The sequence below is a fragment of the Acidobacteriota bacterium genome, assembly GCA_028874215.1.
In the GTDB taxonomy this organism is placed as follows: domain Bacteria; phylum Acidobacteriota; class UBA6911; order RPQK01; family JAJDTT01; genus JAJDTT01.
In genome coordinates this window covers 64,952-86,185 of sequence record JAPPLF010000101.1, presented here as the reverse complement: position 1 = coordinate 86,185, position 21,234 = coordinate 64,952, and the positions used below count along the sequence as shown (strand labels likewise).

Annotated in this window: 15 protein-coding genes; 9 read left to right on the top strand and 6 right to left on the bottom strand. The window is 61.5% G+C overall.

Going from position 1 to position 21,234, the window contains the following annotated elements; genetic code table 11:
• Positions 1-36: 36 nt before the first annotated feature.
• The 3 genes from OXT71_21055 to OXT71_21045 all read right to left on the bottom strand — a co-directional run bounded on the left by OXT71_21055 (position 37) and on the right by OXT71_21045 (position 2,268).
• Positions 37-1,551: a M81 family metallopeptidase gene (locus OXT71_21055; GenBank protein ID MDE2928881.1), complete on the bottom strand. Its 1,515-nt coding sequence runs from the start codon at positions 1,549-1,551 to the stop codon at positions 37-39.
• Between the two features lie 185 nt (positions 1,552-1,736).
• Positions 1,737-2,009: a type II toxin-antitoxin system YafQ family toxin gene (locus OXT71_21050; protein MDE2928880.1), complete on the bottom strand. Its 273-nt coding sequence runs from the start codon at positions 2,007-2,009 to the stop codon at positions 1,737-1,739.
• A gap of 1 nt (position 2,010) precedes the next feature.
• Entirely contained in the window at positions 2,011-2,268 is a 258-nt protein-coding gene (locus OXT71_21045; GenBank protein ID MDE2928879.1) for a type II toxin-antitoxin system RelB/DinJ family antitoxin, read from the bottom strand.
• 178 nt (positions 2,269-2,446) lie between these two features.
• Here OXT71_21045 and OXT71_21040 point away from each other — a divergent pair, with 178 nt between their 5' ends.
• From OXT71_21040 to OXT71_21030, 3 genes are all read left to right on the top strand, one after another.
• Positions 2,447-3,157 carry a hypothetical protein gene (locus OXT71_21040; GenBank protein ID MDE2928878.1) on the top strand — a complete coding sequence of 237 codons (711 nt, stop codon included), beginning with the start codon at positions 2,447-2,449 and terminating at the stop codon, positions 3,155-3,157.
• Positions 3,158-3,230: 73 nt separating this feature from the next.
• Positions 3,231-4,889 (top strand): CehA/McbA family metallohydrolase, encoded by a 1,659-nt coding sequence (locus OXT71_21035; GenBank protein MDE2928877.1) that lies wholly within the window; start codon positions 3,231-3,233, stop codon positions 4,887-4,889.
• A 49-nt stretch (positions 4,890-4,938) separates the two neighbouring features.
• The gene (locus tag OXT71_21030; protein MDE2928876.1) at positions 4,939-6,540 is read left to right on the top strand and encodes a GWxTD domain-containing protein; all 1,602 of its coding nucleotides are present in this window, start codon (positions 4,939-4,941) and stop codon (positions 6,538-6,540) included.
• 62 nt (positions 6,541-6,602) lie between these two features.
• Here the strand turns inward: OXT71_21030 and OXT71_21025 are convergent, their stop codons facing one another.
• Positions 6,603-6,911 carry an L-rhamnose mutarotase gene (locus OXT71_21025; protein MDE2928875.1) on the bottom strand — a complete coding sequence of 103 codons (309 nt, stop codon included), beginning with the start codon at positions 6,909-6,911 and terminating at the stop codon, positions 6,603-6,605.
• Between the two features lie 217 nt (positions 6,912-7,128).
• Between OXT71_21025 and OXT71_21020 the strand changes: the two genes are divergently transcribed.
• On the top strand, positions 7,129-8,568 hold the full coding sequence (locus OXT71_21020; GenBank protein MDE2928874.1) for a hypothetical protein: 1,440 nt from the start codon (positions 7,129-7,131) through the stop codon (positions 8,566-8,568).
• A 5-nt stretch (positions 8,569-8,573) separates the two neighbouring features.
• On the opposite strand, the gene OXT71_21015 is transcribed toward OXT71_21020, so the two are convergent.
• A complete protein-coding gene (locus OXT71_21015) occupies positions 8,574-9,401 on the bottom strand; it encodes a 3-oxoacyl-ACP reductase FabG (GenBank protein ID MDE2928873.1) in 828 nt (275 codons plus the stop codon).
• A gap of 211 nt (positions 9,402-9,612) precedes the next feature.
• Between OXT71_21015 and OXT71_21010 the strand changes: the two genes are divergently transcribed.
• The 5 genes from OXT71_21010 (at position 9,613) to OXT71_20990 (ending at position 19,605) form a co-directional block, all read left to right on the top strand.
• The gene (locus OXT71_21010) at positions 9,613-11,928 is read left to right on the top strand and encodes a hypothetical protein (GenBank protein ID MDE2928872.1); all 2,316 of its coding nucleotides are present in this window, start codon (positions 9,613-9,615) and stop codon (positions 11,926-11,928) included.
• Positions 11,925-14,564, top strand: coding sequence for a DUF1549 and DUF1553 domain-containing protein (locus OXT71_21005; protein ID MDE2928871.1), 2,640 nt, complete (start codon positions 11,925-11,927; stop codon positions 14,562-14,564). Before OXT71_21010 ends, OXT71_21005 begins: the two co-directional genes overlap by 4 nt.
• Positions 14,565-14,578: 14 nt before the next feature.
• The gene (locus OXT71_21000; protein MDE2928870.1) at positions 14,579-15,868 is read left to right on the top strand and encodes a DUF1501 domain-containing protein; all 1,290 of its coding nucleotides are present in this window, start codon (positions 14,579-14,581) and stop codon (positions 15,866-15,868) included.
• Between the two features lie 143 nt (positions 15,869-16,011).
• The gene (locus tag OXT71_20995) at positions 16,012-17,898 is read left to right on the top strand and encodes a CRTAC1 family protein (GenBank protein ID MDE2928869.1); all 1,887 of its coding nucleotides are present in this window, start codon (positions 16,012-16,014) and stop codon (positions 17,896-17,898) included.
• Between the two features lie 24 nt (positions 17,899-17,922).
• A complete protein-coding gene (locus tag OXT71_20990) occupies positions 17,923-19,605 on the top strand; it encodes a CRTAC1 family protein (protein ID MDE2928868.1) in 1,683 nt (560 codons plus the stop codon).
• Positions 19,606-19,627: 22 nt separating this feature from the next.
• Here OXT71_20990 and OXT71_20985 read toward each other — a convergent pair whose 3' ends face one another.
• Complete coding sequence (locus OXT71_20985) at positions 19,628-21,208, bottom strand: tetratricopeptide repeat protein (protein MDE2928867.1); 1,581 nt, start codon at positions 21,206-21,208, stop codon at positions 19,628-19,630.
• Positions 21,209-21,234 lie beyond the last annotated feature (26 nt).

Here is a 21,234-nt window from a genome sequence, read left to right as displayed (position 1 = left end):
ATCGGAGTTCGGCGGTTAGGAAACCGCCGCTCCTCCTCACCGTGGCTCCCGGCGGAGGACAACCGGCCGAAGCCCGGGAATCCCCTCCTGCGCCGGGAAATACGGGCCCATGAGTTCCTTGAATCGAACGTGACGCAAGACCGCCGGAGTCGGTCCCGGCGTATCCAGCACCAGCGCCTCCGTGAACTTTCCCTCATAGCCGACACGGTAGTTCATGGGATTCTTGACCACGATGAACTTGGCGCTGCGCGAATCCATACCCACCGACCGGTATTGCTCGTCCGCCCAATCGTAGGTGGGGTAGGTGCAGATCAGCACTTCCACCGAGCCGATCCGGAACCGCACCGAAGGACCCATTTCGGCGACCTGGCCTCCCCAGATGCCGCCCGAATAGACGAATTTTCCGTCGGTCAGCCGCTCGATCCGTCCGGTCACCGGGATGGGCCGCCCCCAGCGCGGATCCACCTTGTGACCCAGAGTCAGATCGATTTCCGAGCCGGCTCCTGCCCGGTGGCACTTGGCTGCGGCTTCCGGATCGACGACGGGCACCAGGGCGGGCACCGAAACCGGGTTCTCCAACAGCGCGCGCAACGTGGCCACGCTGTCCCCGGCGGCGCCTCCTCCGACGGAATCCGCGGTTTCCAGCAGCAGGATGGGCCCTCCCTCCAACTCCAAGCCATGGGCGATCGCCTCACTCGGAGTCCGGACTTGAGGTTCCAGATCGAATCTGCGCTCCCAGTACATCTCCGCGATCTGTGTGGCCAACTCGGCGGCCATGGAGAGGTCGCCGTCGGTGATGACCAGGCCGCCTCCCCCCATCCCGGGAAGATCAAGATAAGGCTGAACCAGGAACGTGCTTGTGGAGAGGACGCCGGGTTGCCGCTCCATGGCCTTGGCGAAGCGCATCACCTCGGCGAAGGGAGCCGAACCTTCCGTGGAGCCCATGATCCCGCCCACGATGACCGGCACCTTGGCCATTGCCATGGCCGGCCGAACCCTCCCGTCCAAGATGTCGAGCAGCATCCGGACGCCGCGGACTCCGGTGGAGTAGGTGTCGCGGTGGGGATAGGTTTCCCAGGCCAGGAGGGCCTCGGTGCATTCGACCATCTTCTCGCTGACGTGGGCGTGCAGATCGAGCGTCCCGACGATGGGAATCTCCGGTCCCACGACGTTACGCACGGCCTCCAGCAGATCCCCTTCCAGGTCCCCGATCTCTTCGACCGCAGCGCCGCCGTGCAAGGGGAGTAGCACTCCGTCGACCGGCGTGGAATCCCGCAATCTTTGCAGCAGCTCCGTTTTCAGCTTGAGGTAGCACTCCCGGCTCAGGATGCCCCCCGGGACGGCGGTGGCCACCAGCAGCGGCACGATTTCGGCGCCACGTTCCCTCAATCCGGCCAGGATTCCCCCGACGACTCCGTCCGTCGACTCCAAGACCTGTTGTCCCCGGCGCAGCTCTGTTCTATTGAAGCAGGCCAAATCGGTGAACGTGCCGACGAGGTGATTGGACTCGGTGAAGATTGTGCCGAGGGCGATTCGAGACGATTGGCTCATACTTCAAGATTCGCTCCGGCAGGTACGAGGACCGGACGTCTGAGAGCGATGGTTGTCCAACCCCCGGAGCAAGTAAACCAGAAGCAGCAGGGAACTGAATAGTCCCCCCCTGCGACCGAAATCGGGACTGTCCCCTTCTGGCGAGCGCTTGCCCAATCCAAACGGAGGTTTTCGAGAAGTCCGCACTACTCCCTAAAGAGATCGGAGTGGGTCCCGGTACGGACCAAGTGCAATTCGCCGCCCTCAACACGGCAAATCACGAGCCAGTCCGGTTCGAGATGCGCCTCGCGGTAACCTTTCCAAATTCCCCGTAACGGATGGACGCGGTGCCGCGCGGACAAAGGTTCCTGCTTGATCAACGAGGACAGCAACGACCGTAGCTTCGCCAAGTCCTTGCCTCGCGCCTTGGCTCTTCGCACATCGCGTTTGAACTGCGATGAGCGAACCGGGATCAACATGTCAGATGTCGAGATCTCGGAATAGTTCCTTGGCGCTGTCGAAACGTTGGCCCTTGCCGACGTCCAATTCCTTCATGGCCTTGAGGGTCGTCGAATTGGGGACTTGGATGGCGAAGGGCAGTCGCTTCTCGTCCGCCACCCGCAACAACAGGAGCCGAATAGCATCCGAGACGGTCAAGCCCATAGCCCGTAGCGCCTCGGTCGCACGTGATTTGGTGTTGCTGTCGATTCGAGCGCGTACAACGGTGTCTGAACTCATCTTCGATTCCCTTCTATCGGGTAGCTTCAATGTAGCTACAAGAATCTCTTCCTGTCAAGAAGGACGCCGGCGAACGATTGCTGCGCGTGCGTGCGTGAGAATAGGACTGTCCCCTTCTAACCCGCCTGATATAGTCAGAATTTCAAGGTTGTTCCGAAAATACAGCAAGGAGCTTCCCGTGACCGTTCTTGTGATCATCTCAGCCAATATTGAATGGAAAGCCGTCAGGAGAATACTCCCCGAGGCTGTCCCCCAAGCATCTCCTTTTGGCGAATGGTTTAAGACGGACCTTGACCTTGGAGATGACCGGCAGTCCGTCATCTTTTTTCACGGTGGATGGGGCAAGATTTCTGCGGCGTCATCTGCGCAATACGTGATCGACCGTTGGTCTCCAAATCTGATCGTGAATCTGGGCACCTGTGGCGGGTTTGAAGGGGAAGTTGAAAAGAACACCGTCGTGCTGGTCGAGCGGACGGTCGTCTATGACATTGTCGAGCAGATGGTGGATGCGGAGGAAGCGATCCGAGACTATTCGACGGAGATCGATCTTTCGTGGTTGAGCGAACCCTATCCCCATCCCGTGTTGAGAAACGTTCTGGTATCCGCAGATCGGGATCTCATGCCGGAAAATATTCCAGACTTGAAGTCCAAATACGCCGCAGTGGCGGGAGACTGGGAATCGGGCGCAATCGCCTGGGTGGCCAACCGAAACCGGGTCCGATGTCTCATTTTGCGCGGGGTTACGGATCTGGTTGGTGATGAAGGTGGTGAGGCCTATGAGGGCAAGGTACAGATCTATGTGGAAAACACGGAGCGGGTCATGAACGATCTGATTCTGCACCTTCCCCAGTGGATCGTACATGGACGCCAAAACCGGACCGGTCCTTAAGTTGACAAACGGATCACAATAAGGAGGAACGAGGTAGTCTGACGATGGCCCAACGATGGCATTGGAGGTCCCGTTGAAAACCGCGCGAGGTCTCATGTCTCTTCCGGTTCGGCGGCTCGTCTGTGCAGCGCTTTTCGTGTTCGGCCTCATTTACTGCGCTCGCTCGAGCCGCGATGCTTCGCTTTCGGTTCGGGTCCTCGATGCCGGCACCGGTCAACCCACGCCGGTGCGGGTCTTGCTGAAGGACTCGGACGGCAACACTCCCCGGGTCACGGGCGCCCTGGCGGTCTCGGAATCTGCGATCCCCATCCCGGACGCCGCCATTGCAGTCATGTACGGACGCTACGGTCGCGCGGAAGGGTATCTGCTCCAGCCCGACGGCTCCTTCTACGTCGACGGTTCTTTCGACGCGCAACTGCCCCCGGGATCGTATTCGCTCAAGCTGTCCAAGGGATACGAGTTCGTCCCGCAAACCGTGAAGCTCGATCTCAATCCGGGCGAGCGCCTTTCCCGAGAGTACAAGTTGGAGCGATGGATCGACATGCCCCAGCGCGGCTGGTACTCGGGGGACGATCACATTCACCTGCGGCGGTCGCCGCGCGACGATCCGGCTATTCTGCGCTGGGCGGCCGCAGAGGATGTGCATGTGGCGCACCTTCTCCAGATGGGGGATTTTTGGGCCACTTACTACTCTCAATATGCTTGGGGCAGCCGGGGCCGTTACCGCGAAGGGGACACTATCCTCTCGTCCGGCCAGGAAGGCCCCCGGACGCCCGAGATCGGTCACACCATCTCGCTCGGGGCGGAAGAGTTCGTCCGATTTCGGGACGACTACTACGACTACGGCCGTGTTTTCGACCAAGTCCACGAGCTGGGAGGCATTACCGGCTTCGCCCATCAGGCGATGACCTTTCACGGTTATCGTGGAATGACACTCAACGTATTGCGAGGGAAGCTCGACTTTCTCGAGGTGATGCAGTTCTGTCCCAAGGAAGGGCCGCTGGCGTTGAAGCATTATTACCATTTCCTGGATCTCGGATACCGGCTTACGGCGCTGGGTGGCTCCGACTTTCCCTGGTGTGGGCGAGGACCTCGCTTCGGCCTTGAAGAGGGGTGTTCGCAGATCGGCGACGCCCGGTTCTACACCTATACCGGCGACGGACTCTCGTTTGAGCGCTGGCTGCAGGGCGTCAAGGCAGGCCACACCTTCGTGACCAGCGGACCGATGCTGGAGTTTACGGTGAATGACCGGCTTCCCGGCGCGACGCTGGATGTGGAATCGGGCACTGCAATCAGGATCTCGGCCAAAGCCTACGGGAAGGCGTCTCAAATCCCCTTGCGTCAACTGGAAATCGTAGCGCATTCCGAAACGCTGAAGAAAGTCTCTGCGGGGGAGCCGGGACAGAGTGAAGAATTGCTCTCGATCGAGATGGAGTTGCCGGTGCAACGTGGGATCTGGGTCGCCGCCCGGACCGATGCCGCCCACACCCAAGTCGCCCATACGACGCCGGTCTACGTCAGAGTGAACGGTGCGGGCTTCCACAACCCGGCAACGGCCGAACACTACCTCGAGCTATGTCGCAGCTACCTGAACGAGCTGGAAGAGGATCTGGCCCAACCAGGGAAGAGAAGCGATCACCAGGCTGTCAGGCACAAGGAGAACCTGAAACGGCAGATCATTGAGACCAGAGCCGCGCTGAAGCAATTGGCTTCGGGTCTGGGCCGGGAATGACTCTGCTCCAGACCTCTGAGTCCGGTTGGGGTAGAATGGAAACCTCAAGATGATTCAGGCGAAACCAGCAAGACGTTTCCTGGCCTTCGCACTCTCCTTCCTGGTTTTCCCGCCGCATGCGATCTCCCAACAACAGGAAGAGAAGGTCGATCCCTTTGAAAAGTGGTTGAAGGAGGACGTCCTCTACATCATCGCGGAGGAGGAGAAGAGCACTTTCCAAAATCTGACGACCGCCGTGGAGAAGGAAAACTTCATCGAACAATTCTGGCGGCGGAGAGATCCGGACCGCTCGACACGGGAGAACGAGTTCAAGGAAGAGCACTACCGGCGGATCGCCTTCGCCAACGATCATTTCCACTATGCCGGCGTCTCCGGATGGAGAACGGACCGGGGCCGGATCTACATCATTTTCGGAGAGCCCCAGAGCCGCGAGCGGTATACGTCAGGCGCCATGTATTTCCGGCCTTTGTCCGAGGGCGGAGGGCGGACTCGAACCTTTCCCTATGAGAGATGGCATTACAACCAGATGCCGGGAATTGGCCAGGGAGTCGATCTGGAGTTCGTGGACCGGTCCCAGACCGGCGACTTCCAGTTGGCCCTGCGTCCCGAGGAGAAGGACGCCCTGATGAATGTGCCGGCGGGCGGGTGGACGTTCTACGAAATGATCGGTGCGGAAACCCGGCCCGGGCGGTTCATCACCAGGGATCTGATGCGAACTACGGGGTTCGAGGGGGAGGGACACCACCGGACCTCTTCGAGTCCTTTCCGGATGTTGGAAACTTTTTTCCAGGCCCAACGACCGCCCGAAATCAAGTTCGACGATCTCCGGACCGCGGTACAGACGCGGGTTACCTACGACGAACTTGCCATGCAGGTGACCGACTCCTACCAGGTGCTGAATCCGAATACCTTCCTGGTGCCGATCACCGTCGTGGTTCCCGGTTCGCAGTTGAGTTATGAGGACCTGGCTGACGGAACGCGCCGCGCCACCGTCGAATTGTACGGATCCATTACGGCAATGGGGGGCCGGATGGTCCATGAGTTCGAGGAATCGATCTACCGGGATCTTCGCAGCGAACAGGAACGGGTTGCTCGGGATGTCTATTTCCAGAAAAAGCTTCCCGTTTCTCCCGGGATCTACAAACTCAACGTCATTGTCCGCGACCAACAGAGCGGCCGTATGGGCGCGATCCAGCGTCGGCTGGGTCTTCCCATGAAGGTTCCCAGCAATCTGAATCTCTCCTCGGTGACCTTGGCCGACTACATCGTCCCGGCGCAGGGGGAAACGGTCACCGCACCCTTCGTCACGCCGCTGGGCTGGAAAGTCTACCCTTCCATGGACGGGGAGTTTCAGCCGGGTGATCCGCTGGGGACCTATTTCGAGATCTACGGTTACGCCGTCGACGGCGCCAGCGAGGCTCCGGACCTGGGCATCCATGCCAGGATCTGGGATCGGAAAGGAAAGGCGATCCTGAGCGCTCCCGGACAGAATCAAATTGTGCCCTATGCCGACCGGGTGCTGGTCGCTCAGGTGTTCGACCTCAAGTCGCTGGATCCGGGAGATTACCGGTTGGAGATCAAAGTCGAGGATCGGATCGCCGACGCGAACGTGGCCGGAGAAGCCCTCTTCGAGGTCAAAGTCCCGGACTAGTCATCGATTCACCCGGATATCCGCCGGTTGGGAGGCGCCGGTTCCTCTTTGGGGCGCCGGCATCAATCCATGTGGAAGACTTCTTCCCAGGGTTCCGACTGCCGGGCCTGGATGCTGCCGTCGAAATAATCTGCCATGTACGCATTCCAGCGCTTGACGACGTCTTTCTCCGATAGCTCTCGGGCGGCTGCCGCGTAGTCCTCGGTTTCGAGGTAGATGATCACAGTATTTCCTCGGACGAAACAACTGTGATTCCTGATTCCCGCTCTGTTCCCCGCCTCGATCAACTCAGGCCAGACCTGCTGGTGGGCCTCCTTGTAGGCCTGAACCCTGTCCGGCTTCAGTCTCATAATGTAAGCGATACGTTCCATCGTCCCCATCCCAGTGTGTGGCAACGTTCGTGGACCGGCTCCCGTTCAGGACTCCGTCCAGTCAGTCTATCTCAACTTGCGCCTTGGCGATTCGGCCGGAAAAACACCGGAAGCAGACTGAAGAATAGCGCATATTCGTCATATACTTTCGGCGCCGTGAGAGTCCCCGGCTAACCAATTTGCGTCTTTTCGTCACGTCCGAAGGGAGATTCAAGTCATGTCGTCAACACTTTACGCGGGTGTCGCCCGCAGGGTGATCAACCCCGAGATCGGCACGGCCATGGGAGGGCTGAGGCTGTTCTCGAGTCCGATTCAGGCCATCGAGAGCGACTTGACGGGAACCGTCCTGGTGCTGTCGAACCAGGCTACCAAGGTGGCCATCGCCGCCCTGGATCTTGCCGTGTTCTCTCCTTCCGAGGGTTTGGCGATGCGCGAGCGCATGGGAAACGCCATCGGTGTCCCCGCGGCCAACGTCATGCTCAATCTGAGCCACAATCACAGCTCGCCCTGCCTGCCCAAATGGGTTCCCGACACCGATGAGCAGATCCGGCTGAAGTCCCGATACCGGGACAACCTTAGTGATTGGCTCGTCGAGGCGGTCCAGGAGGCCGATTCCCGTCTCCAACCGGCGCGGATCGGCGCCGGCTGGGGGGAGAGCGACATCGGCATCTACCGGCGGGAGACCGGGACGGACGGCCGGGATGTGCTGGGCGAAGTGCCGGATCACCCCATCGACACATCTGTGGGTGTGGTCCGGGTCGACGATCTGAACGGCAACCCCATCGCGGTCCTGTTCAGCTACGGCTGCCATCCGGTCACGGTGGGGCCGCGTTCCATGGTGGCCTCGACCGACTTTCCGGGTCCGGCGCGAGAGGTGCTCGAGAAGTGCCTGGGTACGACGGCGATATTCCTGCAGGCGTGCGGCGGAAATATCAATCCCCGCCCCGGCATCGGCTACGAGGTCGATTGCCGTGACGTGAAGGGGCGAATCGGAATGGCGCTGGGGGGAGAAGCCCTGCGGGTCGCCAGCGGGATTCGTACCCACCTGGAGCCGGGAGACCGGATCCCCCTCGGCAACGTTCCCAACATCCTGTTCCGGCCCTGGCGGTCCGCGCAGGGGGACACCTGCACCTACCTGGGGGCCGTTGAAGAGACCATCGGGCTCGAATTCGGAAATCTCCCCACCCCCGAGGAGGCCGGCCGGATCCGCGACCAGTGGAGCGCCGAGCTGGAGCGGCGGAAGGCCGGAAATGCCCGTCAGTGGGAGATTCGTGTCGCGGCCCGGTTTGCCGAGTGGTCCGAAAACCTGCTGGCGGCCGCCGAAGCGGACCATCCGACGCTGGACCTGGAAGCGCAGGCCATCCGGGTCAACGACATCGTCCTGGTGGGCATGAACATGGAGATCTTCTTCGAGACGGGACTGGCCATCAAGGAGCGATCACCTCTGAAGCACACACTTCCCTTGGGATACACCAACAGCTCCGTCAGCTACCTGCCCCGCAAAGTGGACTATCCCGAAGGCGGTTGGCAATTGGGGGAGATCTACCACGTGCCGGACCTGCTCTTCCAATCCTATGGCGTGCCGGTCGCGCCGCGCCCCGATGCCGAGGAGATCGTCGTCGATAGAGTGTCGGCGTTGATTCGGAAGCTGGCGTAGCCGCCCTATCCGGAAGAGCTCAGGTAGTCCATCCGCCCGCCGTCGACAGTCAGAATCTGTCCGGTCACGAAGCGGGCTTCGGAGGAGGCCAGGTAGGCCACCGCAGCGGCGATGTCGTCGGGTTCGCCGATCCTTCCCAGCACGCTGCGTCCAGCGAACTCTTCAATGACCCGATCCAACTCCCCTGGCGGCGTTTGCTGCACAAGCAGGTCGGTACGGACCAGGCCGGGAGCCACGGAATTGACGTTGATGTTGTCCGGACCCAGTTCCAGCGCGAAGCGTTTGGTCAGGTTCATGACGGCCGCCTTGGTCGCGCTGTAGAAGGTTCTGAGCGGGGAGATGTTGCCATAGCCGGCAATGGACGAGATGTTGACGATGGCGCCGGAACGCCGCTCTTGCATCTGTGGCAGGACCGCGCGCGTGCAGTTGATGATGCCCCGGACGTTGACGCCCCACATGGCTTCCAGGTCCCGCTCCAGGTCGTCATCGGAGGCGTATGAGGTCACGTCACCGTCGAGTACGATGGCGGCGTTGTTGACCAGGACGTCGATGCGGGAAAACCTCTCCAGGATCCGGTCGACCATGGCCCGGACTGCGGAGCCATCGGAGACGTCCGCTCGCACCGCCTCGGCCTTCGATCCCAGCCGGTTCACATGCTCGACGGTCTCGGCGGCGGCCGGCTCGTTGCTCACGAAGTTGATCCCGACCCGGGCTCCTTCCCGAGCCAGGCGCAGGGACACCGCCCGGCCGATCCCCCGGGACCCGCCGGTCACGAGGGCCACCTTGCCCCGAAATCTTCGACCTGGATTTCCTCTGTCGTTCTGCGCCGCCATCGGGCCTCTCGCGGGTAGCCTATCAGTCCCGTTTGCCGCCATCAAAACCATGACCTGAATCCAGCAGGAAGACTGTGCGCTGAGCAGAATTCGTTGCGATGGGCTAGAATGTTTCGTGTCCGATGAGTTCTCCGCCCCGGAGAGAACGGCCACATTCCAGAGCCGGAGATCCGGATCGCGAGAGAGCCTCAAGTTCAAGGGAGACAGTCCTTTGCCCTCTGTCAGACAGCGACTCGGAGTCTTGGCCTTCCTGACGGTGCTCGTCGCCGGGAATGCCCACGGCAATGACAAGGGCGTTCGCCTTCCCCACCTGGAAGCCATGCGTCCCATCGGGGGCCAGGCCGGCGCCCAGGTCGAGGTCGTACTTCTCGGAGACATGCTCTCCAATGCCGAATCGGTCGAGTTCGATTGCGACGACCTCGATTTCACCTTGACCAAGGCGACGGCGGAACGAATCGAGGGAACGATCCGGATCTCCAGGGATGCCCCCCTGGGACAGCACATCTTGAGGGCCAGGACCAAGGACGGCTACACCACCGCCCTCTGGTTCACGGTGGGGCAATTCGATCCGGTTCCTGAACAGGAGCCCAACGAAACCCTCGCCGGTGCTCAGGCCATCTCTCCACCCTGTGAGATCTACGGGACCATGGAGAAGAAGGAGCGCGATTTCTATTCTCTCCAGGTGAAGAAGGGGGACCGTTGGATCTTCGAAGTTCGGAGCATCCAGTACGGTTCCATGTTCGAGAGCTATCTCAACCTGCGAGACGAAACCGGGAGAGAACTGGTCTTCAACGACGATCGCTCCGACTTCGATGTGAACTCGCTGATCGACCACACGTTCGAGAAAGACGGCACCTATTTCATCGAGGTCGATTCTTTCCGGGGCGTACGGGGGTGGGGTTTCACCAAGAACAACGGCTACGTCCTGCGGGTCTCCCGAATCCCCCTGGTCGACCACGTCTCGCCTCTGGGAGGCCGCGCGGGCAGCCGGGTCACGGTCCGGCTCTCGGGTCAGGGCTTGCAGCAGGTGGAAGAGGTCTTTTTGTCACCGACCCGCCGGGGGGAGCATGTCACCCTGACGATTCCCTGGACCATGGACGTCCGATTTGCCGACGATTATTCCACCGCGTCGGAGATTCCCAGGGTGGAGGGGAAGATCCTGCGTCGAGCAGCCGAAGCCATGGAAGTCGAGTTCCAACTGCCGAAGGAACCCCTGGGCATCTGGTCCCTTTTTGTGGAGGACGAGAGCGGGATCGCGGATCCCAGGTATTTCGAGATCACCCCGTCAGAGGAGGTCGCGGAAATCGAGTCCAATGACCGGCGCGACGAACCGCAGGAATTGCCTTTTTCCGCCGGCAAGAACCTGGTGGTCAACGGCAGGCTGGAGCGGCGCGAGGTGACGGAGCTGAGTCAGGACAAGGATTTCTATGCCCTCGACGCCAAGAAGGGCATGCCGCTACGGATTCACACCAACGCCTACCAGCTCCTCTCGCCGAGTATCGACACCGTCGTCAGCCTGTTCGATACGGACGGAAAACTGTTGGCGGAGAGTGACGATCTGACGCACGGCCGCGGGTTCTACACCGGAAGTGTCGACAGCAACCTGTACTACATCCCCGAACGGGACGAGAGGGTCGTCATCTCCGTATCGGACCGGGTCGGCCGGGGCGGTCCCGGGTATGACTACCGTCTCCATGTGAAGTCGGAGGAGCCGGGGTTTCTCCTCGTCGTCTCTCCGCAGTTCGGGCTCCAATCGATCTCCCTGTCCAACTTCACCGTGGAGCAGGGGGGAGAGAGCAACATGGTGGTGGGCATGATTCGGATGCCCCCCAAGATTCATACCGACGATCCTATTCCCGCCGCCCTGGCCCCGCCTCCGGGGGCCGCAATGGAAGGGGAGGTTCGGGTCTGGGTCGAGGGGCTTCCGCCGGGAGTGACCACCGAGGAGCATCGGTTTCGCGCCGATGAGGTCGTCGAGCCGGGGGGAGATGGAGCCACCTTCATGGTGCCGGAACGGCTGCTCACGATTCGCGCCGATGCCCAGGTGCCGCCTGGGACTTACCCCTTTCGCGTGTTGGGCGAAGTCGTTGGAAATGAAGGAATCACCGCAGTCGGCAGAGCCATGGACTCCATGGGCGGCATCACCGAGCTGTATAATTTTCCGTGCCGGCCCGTCGCCGAAACGGCTCTCACCGTCATCGAGCCGGGTGCCGTGACCGTTGAACTGGATGCGAAAGGGGACAAAGTTGTGGTGATGCAGGGAGAGACCTCCCTGGTCGGGATCAAGAACCGGATCCCCGTGGCGGCGGATTTGAAACCGGACGTCTGGCTGACGAACGCCCCTGAAGGTGTTTCGGCGCACCTGGAATCGGATCCGGAGGGGAACCTGCGCGTGGGCATCCGGGCGGCCGAGGAGACGGGGATCGAGTCCACCGAGAATGTCTACGTCGAGTTCGACGTCGGCAGGCGAATCGTCTCGAGCCACCGCTTTACCGTCCAGGTCGTTGCGAGGGAGCATACGCCGTGACCCTCAAACGCCGTAACGCCACGATGAAAACGGTCTACGGATCCGCCGCGACTCCCAAGTGCGCACGAATCCTACCGGGGGTTCTGGGGATCGCTGCAAGAGTTCTGACCGCTTTTTGTCTGATCGGTTTTCTCGGTCTGGCGGTAGCTACGCCGAGCGCTGCGTCGGAGAATCGGGGAGAAACGGCGAAGCCGGACGTCTCTCAAGTCACCGAGCCGGCTGCCAGCGTTTTGTCCGCCCCGGCAGCCGATCTGAAGCGTATCGTCCTGGAGCCGAAGGACCTCGTTCTGTCTCATCCCGGCGCGACCCAACGACTTGTGGTCACGGGTTACTACGCCGACGGGACGGCCCACGACGTGAGCCTCCTTTGCCGCTACGTCTCCTCCGCACCTCAGGTCCTCTCGATCAGTTCCGATGGCGTCGTCCGGGCTCTGGCGCCGGGACGCGCCGAGGTCGAAGCGCAACTGGGGGAGGCCCGCTCCGTCCTTCAAGCTCGGGTCTCCGACCAGGCCGCGGAGGTGAGCATCAACTTCAGTCAGGACCTCCTGTCCATCTTTACTCAGAGGTCCTGCAACACTCCCACGTGCCACGGCGCCATCGGCGGACAGGCCGGCTTCAAGCTCTCGCTGTTCGGCTACGATCCACAGGCCGACTACCGGATGATCGTCGAAGCGGAGGAAGGGCGCCGGGTCGATCTGGAAGACCCGGAAAAGAGCCTGCTTCTGATGAAGCCCACCTTCAGCGTGCCCCACGGTGGCGGCAAGCGGCTGACCCTGGAATCGGCCGAATACGAAACCATCGCCGGCTGGCTGAACCAGGGCGCCCGTTACAACTCGGACGGACCTCGGGTGACGGGTATCGCCATTTATCCCCGGGAGCGGATACTCCTCGGCCTGGGGACCACCCAGCGCTGGGTGGTCTTGGGGACCCTGTCCGACGGAACCACGCGGGACATGACCGGGGAGGTCAAGTACCAGGTGGGAAACGACAACGTCGTCCAGGTGACGCCGGAGGGTGATTCCAAGGCGGTCGGGCGCGGCCAGACTCACGTGATGGTCCGGGCCATGGGCCGGGTCGCGGTGGCCCGGGTCGGCGTCGTGGATGAGCCTCCAATGGCCGATTATCCTCCCCTGTCGACTCGCAACTTCGTCGACGAGGCCATGCTCCGGCAGTGGAAAGAGCTGAATCTGGTCCCGTCGGAGATCTGCAGCGACGAGGAGTTTCTGAGACGAGTCTATCTGGATGTGATCGGGTTGCTGCCGACGGTGGAGGAGAGTGAGCGCTTCCTGGCGGATACCCGGACCGGCAAGAGGGCGGCCCTGATCGACGAACTGCTGGAGCGGGACGAGTACGCCATCTACTGGACGACCAAGCTCGGAGACAGTTTCCGCGTCCACCAGACAAACATTCCCAGTCGCGCGCAGGGCCTGCTGAAGAGATTCATCCGGACCTTTCTCCGCGAAGACCGCCCCTACGATGAGTTCGTTCGAGAGATATTGACCAGCACCGGAGACCAGGCCAGGAATCCTGCGGCCATGTTCTGGGCCCCCATGTCCAATACGGTTCTGGACGTCACCAACGTCAATCAGGTGACGACCACGGTCAGCCGCCTCTTCCTGGGGATCCGGATGGAGTGCGTGGAATGCCATAACCATCCCCTGGAGAATCTGACCCAGGACGACTTCTTCGACTTGAGTGCGTTTTTCGGACAGTTGCGTCAGAAACGGGGATACGAGACCTACCGCCGAGTCTGGTGGCTGGACCCGAAGTCCCATTTTGTGCACCCGCGGACCAAGAAATCGGTGCGGCCCAGAGTTCCTTTCGAACCGGATTTTCCCGTGAGAGCCCACGGGGACTACCGCAAGGACCTGGCGGCGTGGATCACCTCACCCGAGAATCCCTATTTCGCCCGGTCCATCGTCAACCGTATCTGGAGGGAGTATTTCAACCTGGGAATCGTGGAGCCCTACGACGATTTCCGAACCACCAACCCTCCCTCCAACGAGGTTCTGCTGGACGGATTGGCCCGGCATCTGATCGACAACGGCTTTCGTTTGAAGCCGGTGCACCGGGCGATCCTCAATTCCGCGACCTACCAGCGGACATCCTCTCCCAACCCCCGGAACAAGCTGGATGATCCTCGCTTGTTCACCCGTTACAACATTCGGATTCTTCCCGCCGAGGCCATGCTCGACGCCTTGTCGCAAGTCACCGGAGTCGAACACTCCTTCCAGGTCAGTCCCAAGGGAACCCGGGCCCAGGAGGTCATCTACCCCGACTACGCCGGTTATTTCCTGAGCATTTTCGGTTACCCCGAGCGCTTGAGCCTGGAGGAACGGCCCAACGAACCCACGCTGAGCCAGGCTCTCCACATGAGGTTCGGCGACACGGTCATGGACAAGGTCCAATCGGATGAGAATGTGGTGGCCAAGCTGCTCGAATCGGGCAAGTCCGATCGCGAGATCTACGATCATGTCTTCATGAGCGCCTACAGCCGCAAGGCGACCGATCGCGAGTGGAACCTCGCCTCCAATTACGTCGCCAGCATGGGTTCCCAGGGGGTGGAACGGAAGCAGATTCTTGATGACCTGCTTTGGACAGTGATAAACTCCCAGGAATTCCTGGTCAATCATTAGGGATACCGCACACTATGAGAATCTATCCTGCGGAGTTGTCCTGCAGCCCGTCGCGGAGGGACTTCATCCGCATCGGAATGGCGAGTCTGGGAGGCTTGAGTCTCGCCAGCCTGTTGCGGCAGCAGAGCGTCTTGGGATCGAAGAAGAGGGATCTCAACTGCATCGTGCTGTTCCAGGCGGGGGGCAACAGCCAGGTCGACACCTGGGATCCCAAGCCGGACGCCGAGGCGGAGATTCGAGGCTACTTCAAGACGATACCGACGGTGATTCCGGGGATTCAATTCTCCGAGCTGTTGCCCGAGTCGGCGAAGCGGCTCGACAAGTACGCGGTGATCCGGTCCATGTACTCGGACGATGCGGTCCACGAGAGCGCCCAGCAATACGTGATCAGTGGCACCAAGCGTAGAAACGACCTGGTTCATCCCGCTCTGGGTTCGGTCCTGGCCCATGAGTGGGGCTCCTCGGCAGGCCTTCCGCCCTATGTCGCCATTCCCAGGAACAGCCGTTCCGGCGGAGCCGGCTTTCTGGGTTCGGTCTATGATCCCTTCCAATCCGGAAATCCCAACCAGAAGAACTACTCGGTCAAGGACCTGACTCTTCCGCTGGGAATGAAGCTGGATCAGGCCCGGGCCCGATCGGAGCTGCTCAACGCCTTGGACAATCGTTTCCGCAAGGTGGAGAGATCCGGTCTGTTGGATCGGATGGATCAGTTTTCCCAGAAAGCCCACGACCTGGTGAGTTCGCCGGCCGCCAAGGAGGCCTTCAACATCTCCCAGGAGAGCGAGAAACTGAGGGACGCCTACGGGCACACCACGGTGGGGCAGGGAGCGCTGTTGGCGCGGCGGCTGATCGAATCGGGCGTTCGCGTGGCGACGGTCTTCCAGGGCGGCTACGACACGCACTTCGACAACAAACCTGGGATGGAGAAGGTCAACATTCCGTTCGACCAAGCCTTCGGCGCCCTCTTGGACGATCTTGAGGCCCGCGGCCTGATGGAGACGACGCTGGTCCTGGTCCTCTCCGAGTTCGGACGGACGCCGCGCATCAACAACCAGGCAGGACGGGATCATTGGCCACGATCCTTTTCCGTGGCTCTGGCTGGAGCCGGAATCAGCGGAGGAGTGGTCGTGGGCAGCACCACGCCGACCGGTTCCGATCCCCACGACCGGCCGGTGTCGGTGGAAGACCTGGCGGTTACCGTCTACCGCATTCTGGGAATCGACCCGGAAGGGGAGTTCCATGCCGGCGGACGCCCCGTCAAGATCGCCACAAACGGCACGTTCGTCCACGAGTTGTTCTCGTAGGTGGGGGGACAGTCTTGTCCCCCTCTTCATCTCCGATCCGAAACCGTTGGCCGGGAAGTCTGTGTACCCAAATTCCCTTTTTCGGCCAGCATTGCGGGGGTCGGCGCGGGGTGGAGACCTTCTTTCTGTCAAATAAGTCCGGGATGAGAAGATCCTTCCTCCTGATCGCCCTGCTCTTGCTGAGTCTCCCCGCGAAGGCTCTCGCCCAGGACGAAAGCGCTGTGGCGGCCGGAGCTCCGCGCGCCCCCGTACGGGACGAAATGATGCGTCCCATCACGGCCGGCGGTTTCGTCGACGGAGCGCCCGTGGTCTTCTCCGACGCCACAGCCTCGAGCGGGCTGGACGGTTTCCTGCATAGCGCCGGATCGAAGGTGAAGCGGTTCCTGATGGAAGTCCCGTCCGGGGGAGTGGCCCTCTTCGACTACGATCGGGACGGGTGGTTGGACATCTACCTGGTCAACGGTTCCAGCTTCGAGGCGGTTCGTGGCCAGCAGGAACATCCGAGGGCGGCCCTCTACCGCAACAACGGGAACGGCACCTTCACCGACACCACGGTGACGGCGGGAGTGGCCAACCAAGGTTGGGGTTTCGGCGCCGCCGTGGGGGACTACGACAACGACGGCTGGCCCGACCTCCACGTTGCCAACTTCGGCAAGGACCGGCTCTATCGAAACAACGGCGACGGGAGCTTCACCGACGTCACGGACCGGGCCGGGATCTCGATTCCGGGATGGTCAACGGCCGCTTCCTTCGGAGATTTCGATCGGGACGGAGATCTGGACCTCTTCGTCTGTGGATACCTGGAGTTTCCGCCATGCCCCGCAGCGGCTGACAACCCGCCGGAAGAATGTCTGCGGGACCGGAAAGCGGAGATGGAGACGGCTCCGGAGATTCGGCTTTCGGAGGAGGCATTGGCCCGGTCCTTTTCCATGATTCCCAAGCACGCCTGCTCTTTTCGCGGAAAACAGGTCCTTTGCGGTCCCCTTGGCCTCATCGGCATCCGCGACTTCCTCTTTCGCAACAACGGGGACGGCACCTTCACCGAGATCGCGGCCGACGCCGGCGTCGACGATCCGAACCGGCACTACGGGTTCGCCAGCACCTTCGTAGACGTGGACGGAGACCGTTGGGTGGACTTGGTGGTCGCCAACGACTCCAAACCCAACTATCTCTACCGGAACCGGGGGGACGGGACCTTCGAGGACATGAGCTATCCGTCCGGGTTCGCGTTCAACCAATATGCAAAAGCCCAGGCGGGAATGGGCCTGGCGGTGGGGGACTACGACAACGACGGGCAGGTCGACTTCTATGTGACCAATTTCTCAGACGATCACAACACCCTCTACAAGAACGAAGGGGATAATTTTTTCCTGGACGTGACCTTCCAAGTCGGATTGGGCGAGGCTACATTTCCCTTTCTGGGGTGGGGAACCGGATTTCTGGACTATGACAACGACGGGTGGAAGGACCTGTTCGTGGCCAACGGACATATTTATGCGGCCGTGGATTCCTACGATTGGGGGACCACCTACTCGCAGCGGCCGCAACTTTTCCGAAACCTGGCCGGAGAACGCTTCGAGGTGGTCCCTCCCGCCACGGGGAGCGGTCTGGCCGTCGTCGTCTCGGCCCGGGGAGCCGCCTTCGGCGACCTGAACAACGACGGGCGCGTCGACGTGGTGCTCAACTGTGCCGACGGCCCGCCGGTGGTCCTAAGAAACGAGGCCTCGACGACCGGGCATCACTGGTTGTCCCTGCGGCTGGTAGGCGGGGAAAAGAGCCCCCGCGACGCCATCGGGGCCACCGTCTTCGTGACCGCCGGCGGCCGGCGGCAGCGGGGGGACGTCATCAGCGGAGCCAGCTATTCCTCCTCCTCCGACTTCCGGCTGCACTTCGGACTGGGCCGAGCCGAACAGGTCGAGTCGGTGGAAATCCTTTGGCCCAGCGGCCGGAGCCAGACTCTGTCGGATCTGCCCGTGGACCGGATCATCACCATCCGTGAAGGGCAGGGACCGACCCATTCAGGTAGTTGAGTCCGTGATCTCCGGAGAGGGTACGTGATCCAAGACCGGGTGAGTTGGGTTGCCGTATCGTTGCTTTGGCTCGCTCCCGTAACCGGCGCGGCTGAAGAACCCGCCAGTCCCGGAATCGTCTTCGAGGAAGCCTCTTCCCGTTCCAGCGGCATCCGCTGGGTTCACGAGAACGCCATGTCTCCCCAGCGGCACTTGCCGGAGACGGTCGGTCCGGGGTGCGCCTTCTTCGACTACGACAATGACGGATGGATGGATCTGTACCTGGTCAATAGCGGAAAATCCGACTTCTACGTTCCTGCGACGCCGCTCCGGAACGCCCTCTACCGCAACGACGGGGATGGGACCTTCACCGACGTCACCGACGCAGCGGGAGTGGCAGGGGGTCGATTCGGAATGGGCGTGGCGGTGGCCGACTACGATGGCGACGGCTGGCAGGACCTCTACGTCACGAACTACGGGCCCAACTATCTCTATCGAAATAACGGCGACGGAAGCTTCTCGGAGGTGGCCCGGGATGCGGGGGTCCGGGCTCCCGGCTGGTCCACCAGCGGGGTCTGGTTCGACTACAACGGTGACGGGAGGTTGGACCTGTTCGTCTGCAGCTTCGTCCGCTACGACGAGTCCCTCAGCAAGCTCTGCTTCGATCACCTGCGGAAACGGACTTACTACTGCCTGCCCACCCTCTTCGATCCCACTTCCAGTCATCTTTTTCGCAATGACGGCAACGGCCGCTTCACCGACGTCAGCCGGGAATCAGGGATCGCCGGGCACCCGGGCAAGGCGTTCGGCGTGGTGGCCACCGACGTCAACGACGACGGGCATCTGGACCTGTTCGTCGCCAACGACACAGTGGCGGACTTTCTCTTCGTGAACCAGGGAGACGGGACCTTCCGGGAGATGGGCCTCTGGGCCGGAGTCGCGTTCGACGACGGCGGCAAGCCGCGCTCCGGCATGGGCGTGGATGCTACCGACTACGACGGCGACGGCCGGCAGGACCTCTTCGTCTCCAACATCGACCATGAAGTGTTCAGCCTTTACCGGAATCAGGGTGACCTGACCTTCACCGACGAAGCGGCCGACGTGGGGAAACTGACCTGGCTGCTGAGCGGTTGGGGATTGCGCTTCTTCGACGCGGACAACGACGGCGACGACGACCTGTTCCTGGCCAACGGCCACCCGGACGACATGGTGGAAGAGTTCCGCCCGGGCCTGGGGTATCGGGAACCCCTCCTCTACTTCGAGAACGTCGCCGGCCACTACCGCGACCGGAGCCGCCAATCGGGCGCCGTCTTCTCTCGCGAGTTTTCGGCCCGGGGTCTGGCCACCGGCGACCTGGACAACGACGGTGATCCGGACCTGATCATCACCGATAACGGCGGACCGCCGGTGCTGCTCCTGAACCGGGGAGGCAACCGCAACCGTTGGGTCGGCCTCGATCTGATTCCCAGCCAAGGCCAAACCGCTGTCGGCGCCCTCATCACCTGGTCGGCCGCAGGTGTCGAGCGCCGCCGCTTGAAGAGGGCCGGTGGAAGCTACCTCTCCTCCAGCGATCCCCGGGAGATCCTGGGTCTGGGCGCAGCCAAAACTCTCGACTGGGTGCAGGTCCATTGGCCCAGCGGCGTCAAGACCAAGCTGTCCGGGCTCCAACCGAACCAATACCACAAGATCAACGAGTCGGCAGGAGGGGGGACTGTTAGTCCCCCCTGACGCGGGGGTTAACAACCTCCTCCTATGGGAGGCTCGGGTCGATCTTTCTCATTCCCGGCTTGCGGCTCGACTTGGGCTTTCTCTTCTGCAGCATGTCGAACCGGTCGAAGTATGTCCGGGCGGTGGAGGGGTCTTTCAGCCGGTGGTGGAGTCTTCCCAGTAGATAGTGGGTTTCTACGTGGTCGGGATGTTGGGCCAGAGCCTTCTGAAGATGCTCAAGGGCCCCTCTGACCTCCTTCCCCTTCATCAGGATTCGCCCCTTCTCCAGATGGAGCAGGAAGGAATCCGGGTTCAACTCGATTCCTTCATCCAACCACTCCAACGCTTTGCCGGTCTGGCCCGACCGGGAATGGGCGCTGGCCAGCTGATGAAAAATTTCCTCCTGGCCGGGTCGGAGCCGCAGGGCCTCGAGCAGGGTATCGGTAGCCTGGTCGAACTGGTCCAGGGAGTTCATGGTGGAACCCAGATAGTAGCGCGCTTCCCAGTTTCCGGGGTTCCGTGCCGTGACTCGTTCGAGGACTTCTTTCGCCTCCTGGAAGCGGCTTTGGTTCACATAGAATTCGACCAATTTCAACTGGGCCGAGGAGGCGGAGAGGGGCTTCAATATCCGTTCCCCTTCGTCGTTGTATTTGAACCGGATGAGAATTCGGGCCGCTTCCTCCTTTTCTTCCGGGTTGAGCGTGAGTCGTTCCAGTAGCGCGAGGGCCTCGTCGGAGCGTGCCAGCCAAAAGAGTTGCTCCGCCAGCCTCAAGCTCATTTGATTGTCGAGAGTAGTCCGGTCCACTTTGTCCAGCACGGCCGAAGACAGCTCCAGGTCACCCCGCTCGAAGGAAAACCGGGACTTGAGGATAAGCAACTTGGGATCGCTGGGACTGCGCATCAAGGCCTGTTCCACTTGTCCCGCCGAGATCTCGACGGCTGCCAACTGGGTCAGGTCGGGGTCCAGATCCGACGCACGCCTCAAGTGGCCCTCGGCTGTCCGCAATTGACCTTGGGAAACCAGAAATTTCCCGAAGCCGTATAGGACCCGGGCCGAATCGGGGGCGAGCCGGTAGGCACGGAAGAAGGCCGTACGGGCATCCGCGACCTTGCCGACCCGGGCATACGAAGAGCCGAGCTTGGCCAGTGCTTCGGCAAAGTTGGGGTCCAGGTCCAAGGCTTCGCGGTAGATCTCGATGGCCCGGCCCCACTCCCCCTGTTCGCGCAACCGGTCGCCCTGTTCCTCCAGACCGCGAGCCCTCTCCTGGAAGTCAGCCGGCATGCGATAAAGCAACGCGTAGTCGTATCCGGACCGGAAGATGGAGCTGTGGGCACCGGGTTCCAGGCCCTGGGCCGCCTGTTGAAACTCCCGGTTCATCCGTGTCGGAGAAATGTTTCCCAAATAGCCGCCGTCCGCAGCCGAACGGTCGATGGAATGCTGGCGCGCCAAGTCCGCAAAAGATGCACCCTGGCCAAGTTCTTGGAGGATCTGCTCGGCTAAAGACAAGTTGCGCACCACGAGAATGCGCAGGAACATGCTGTTTCCGTCCGACGAGGAGAACAGCGGGACGGAGAGCTGCAATACCAGGAGACAGAGGATGCCGGCTCTAAGAGGCCGTCTCATTTGAAACCATTTTAGCAGTCCCCTAT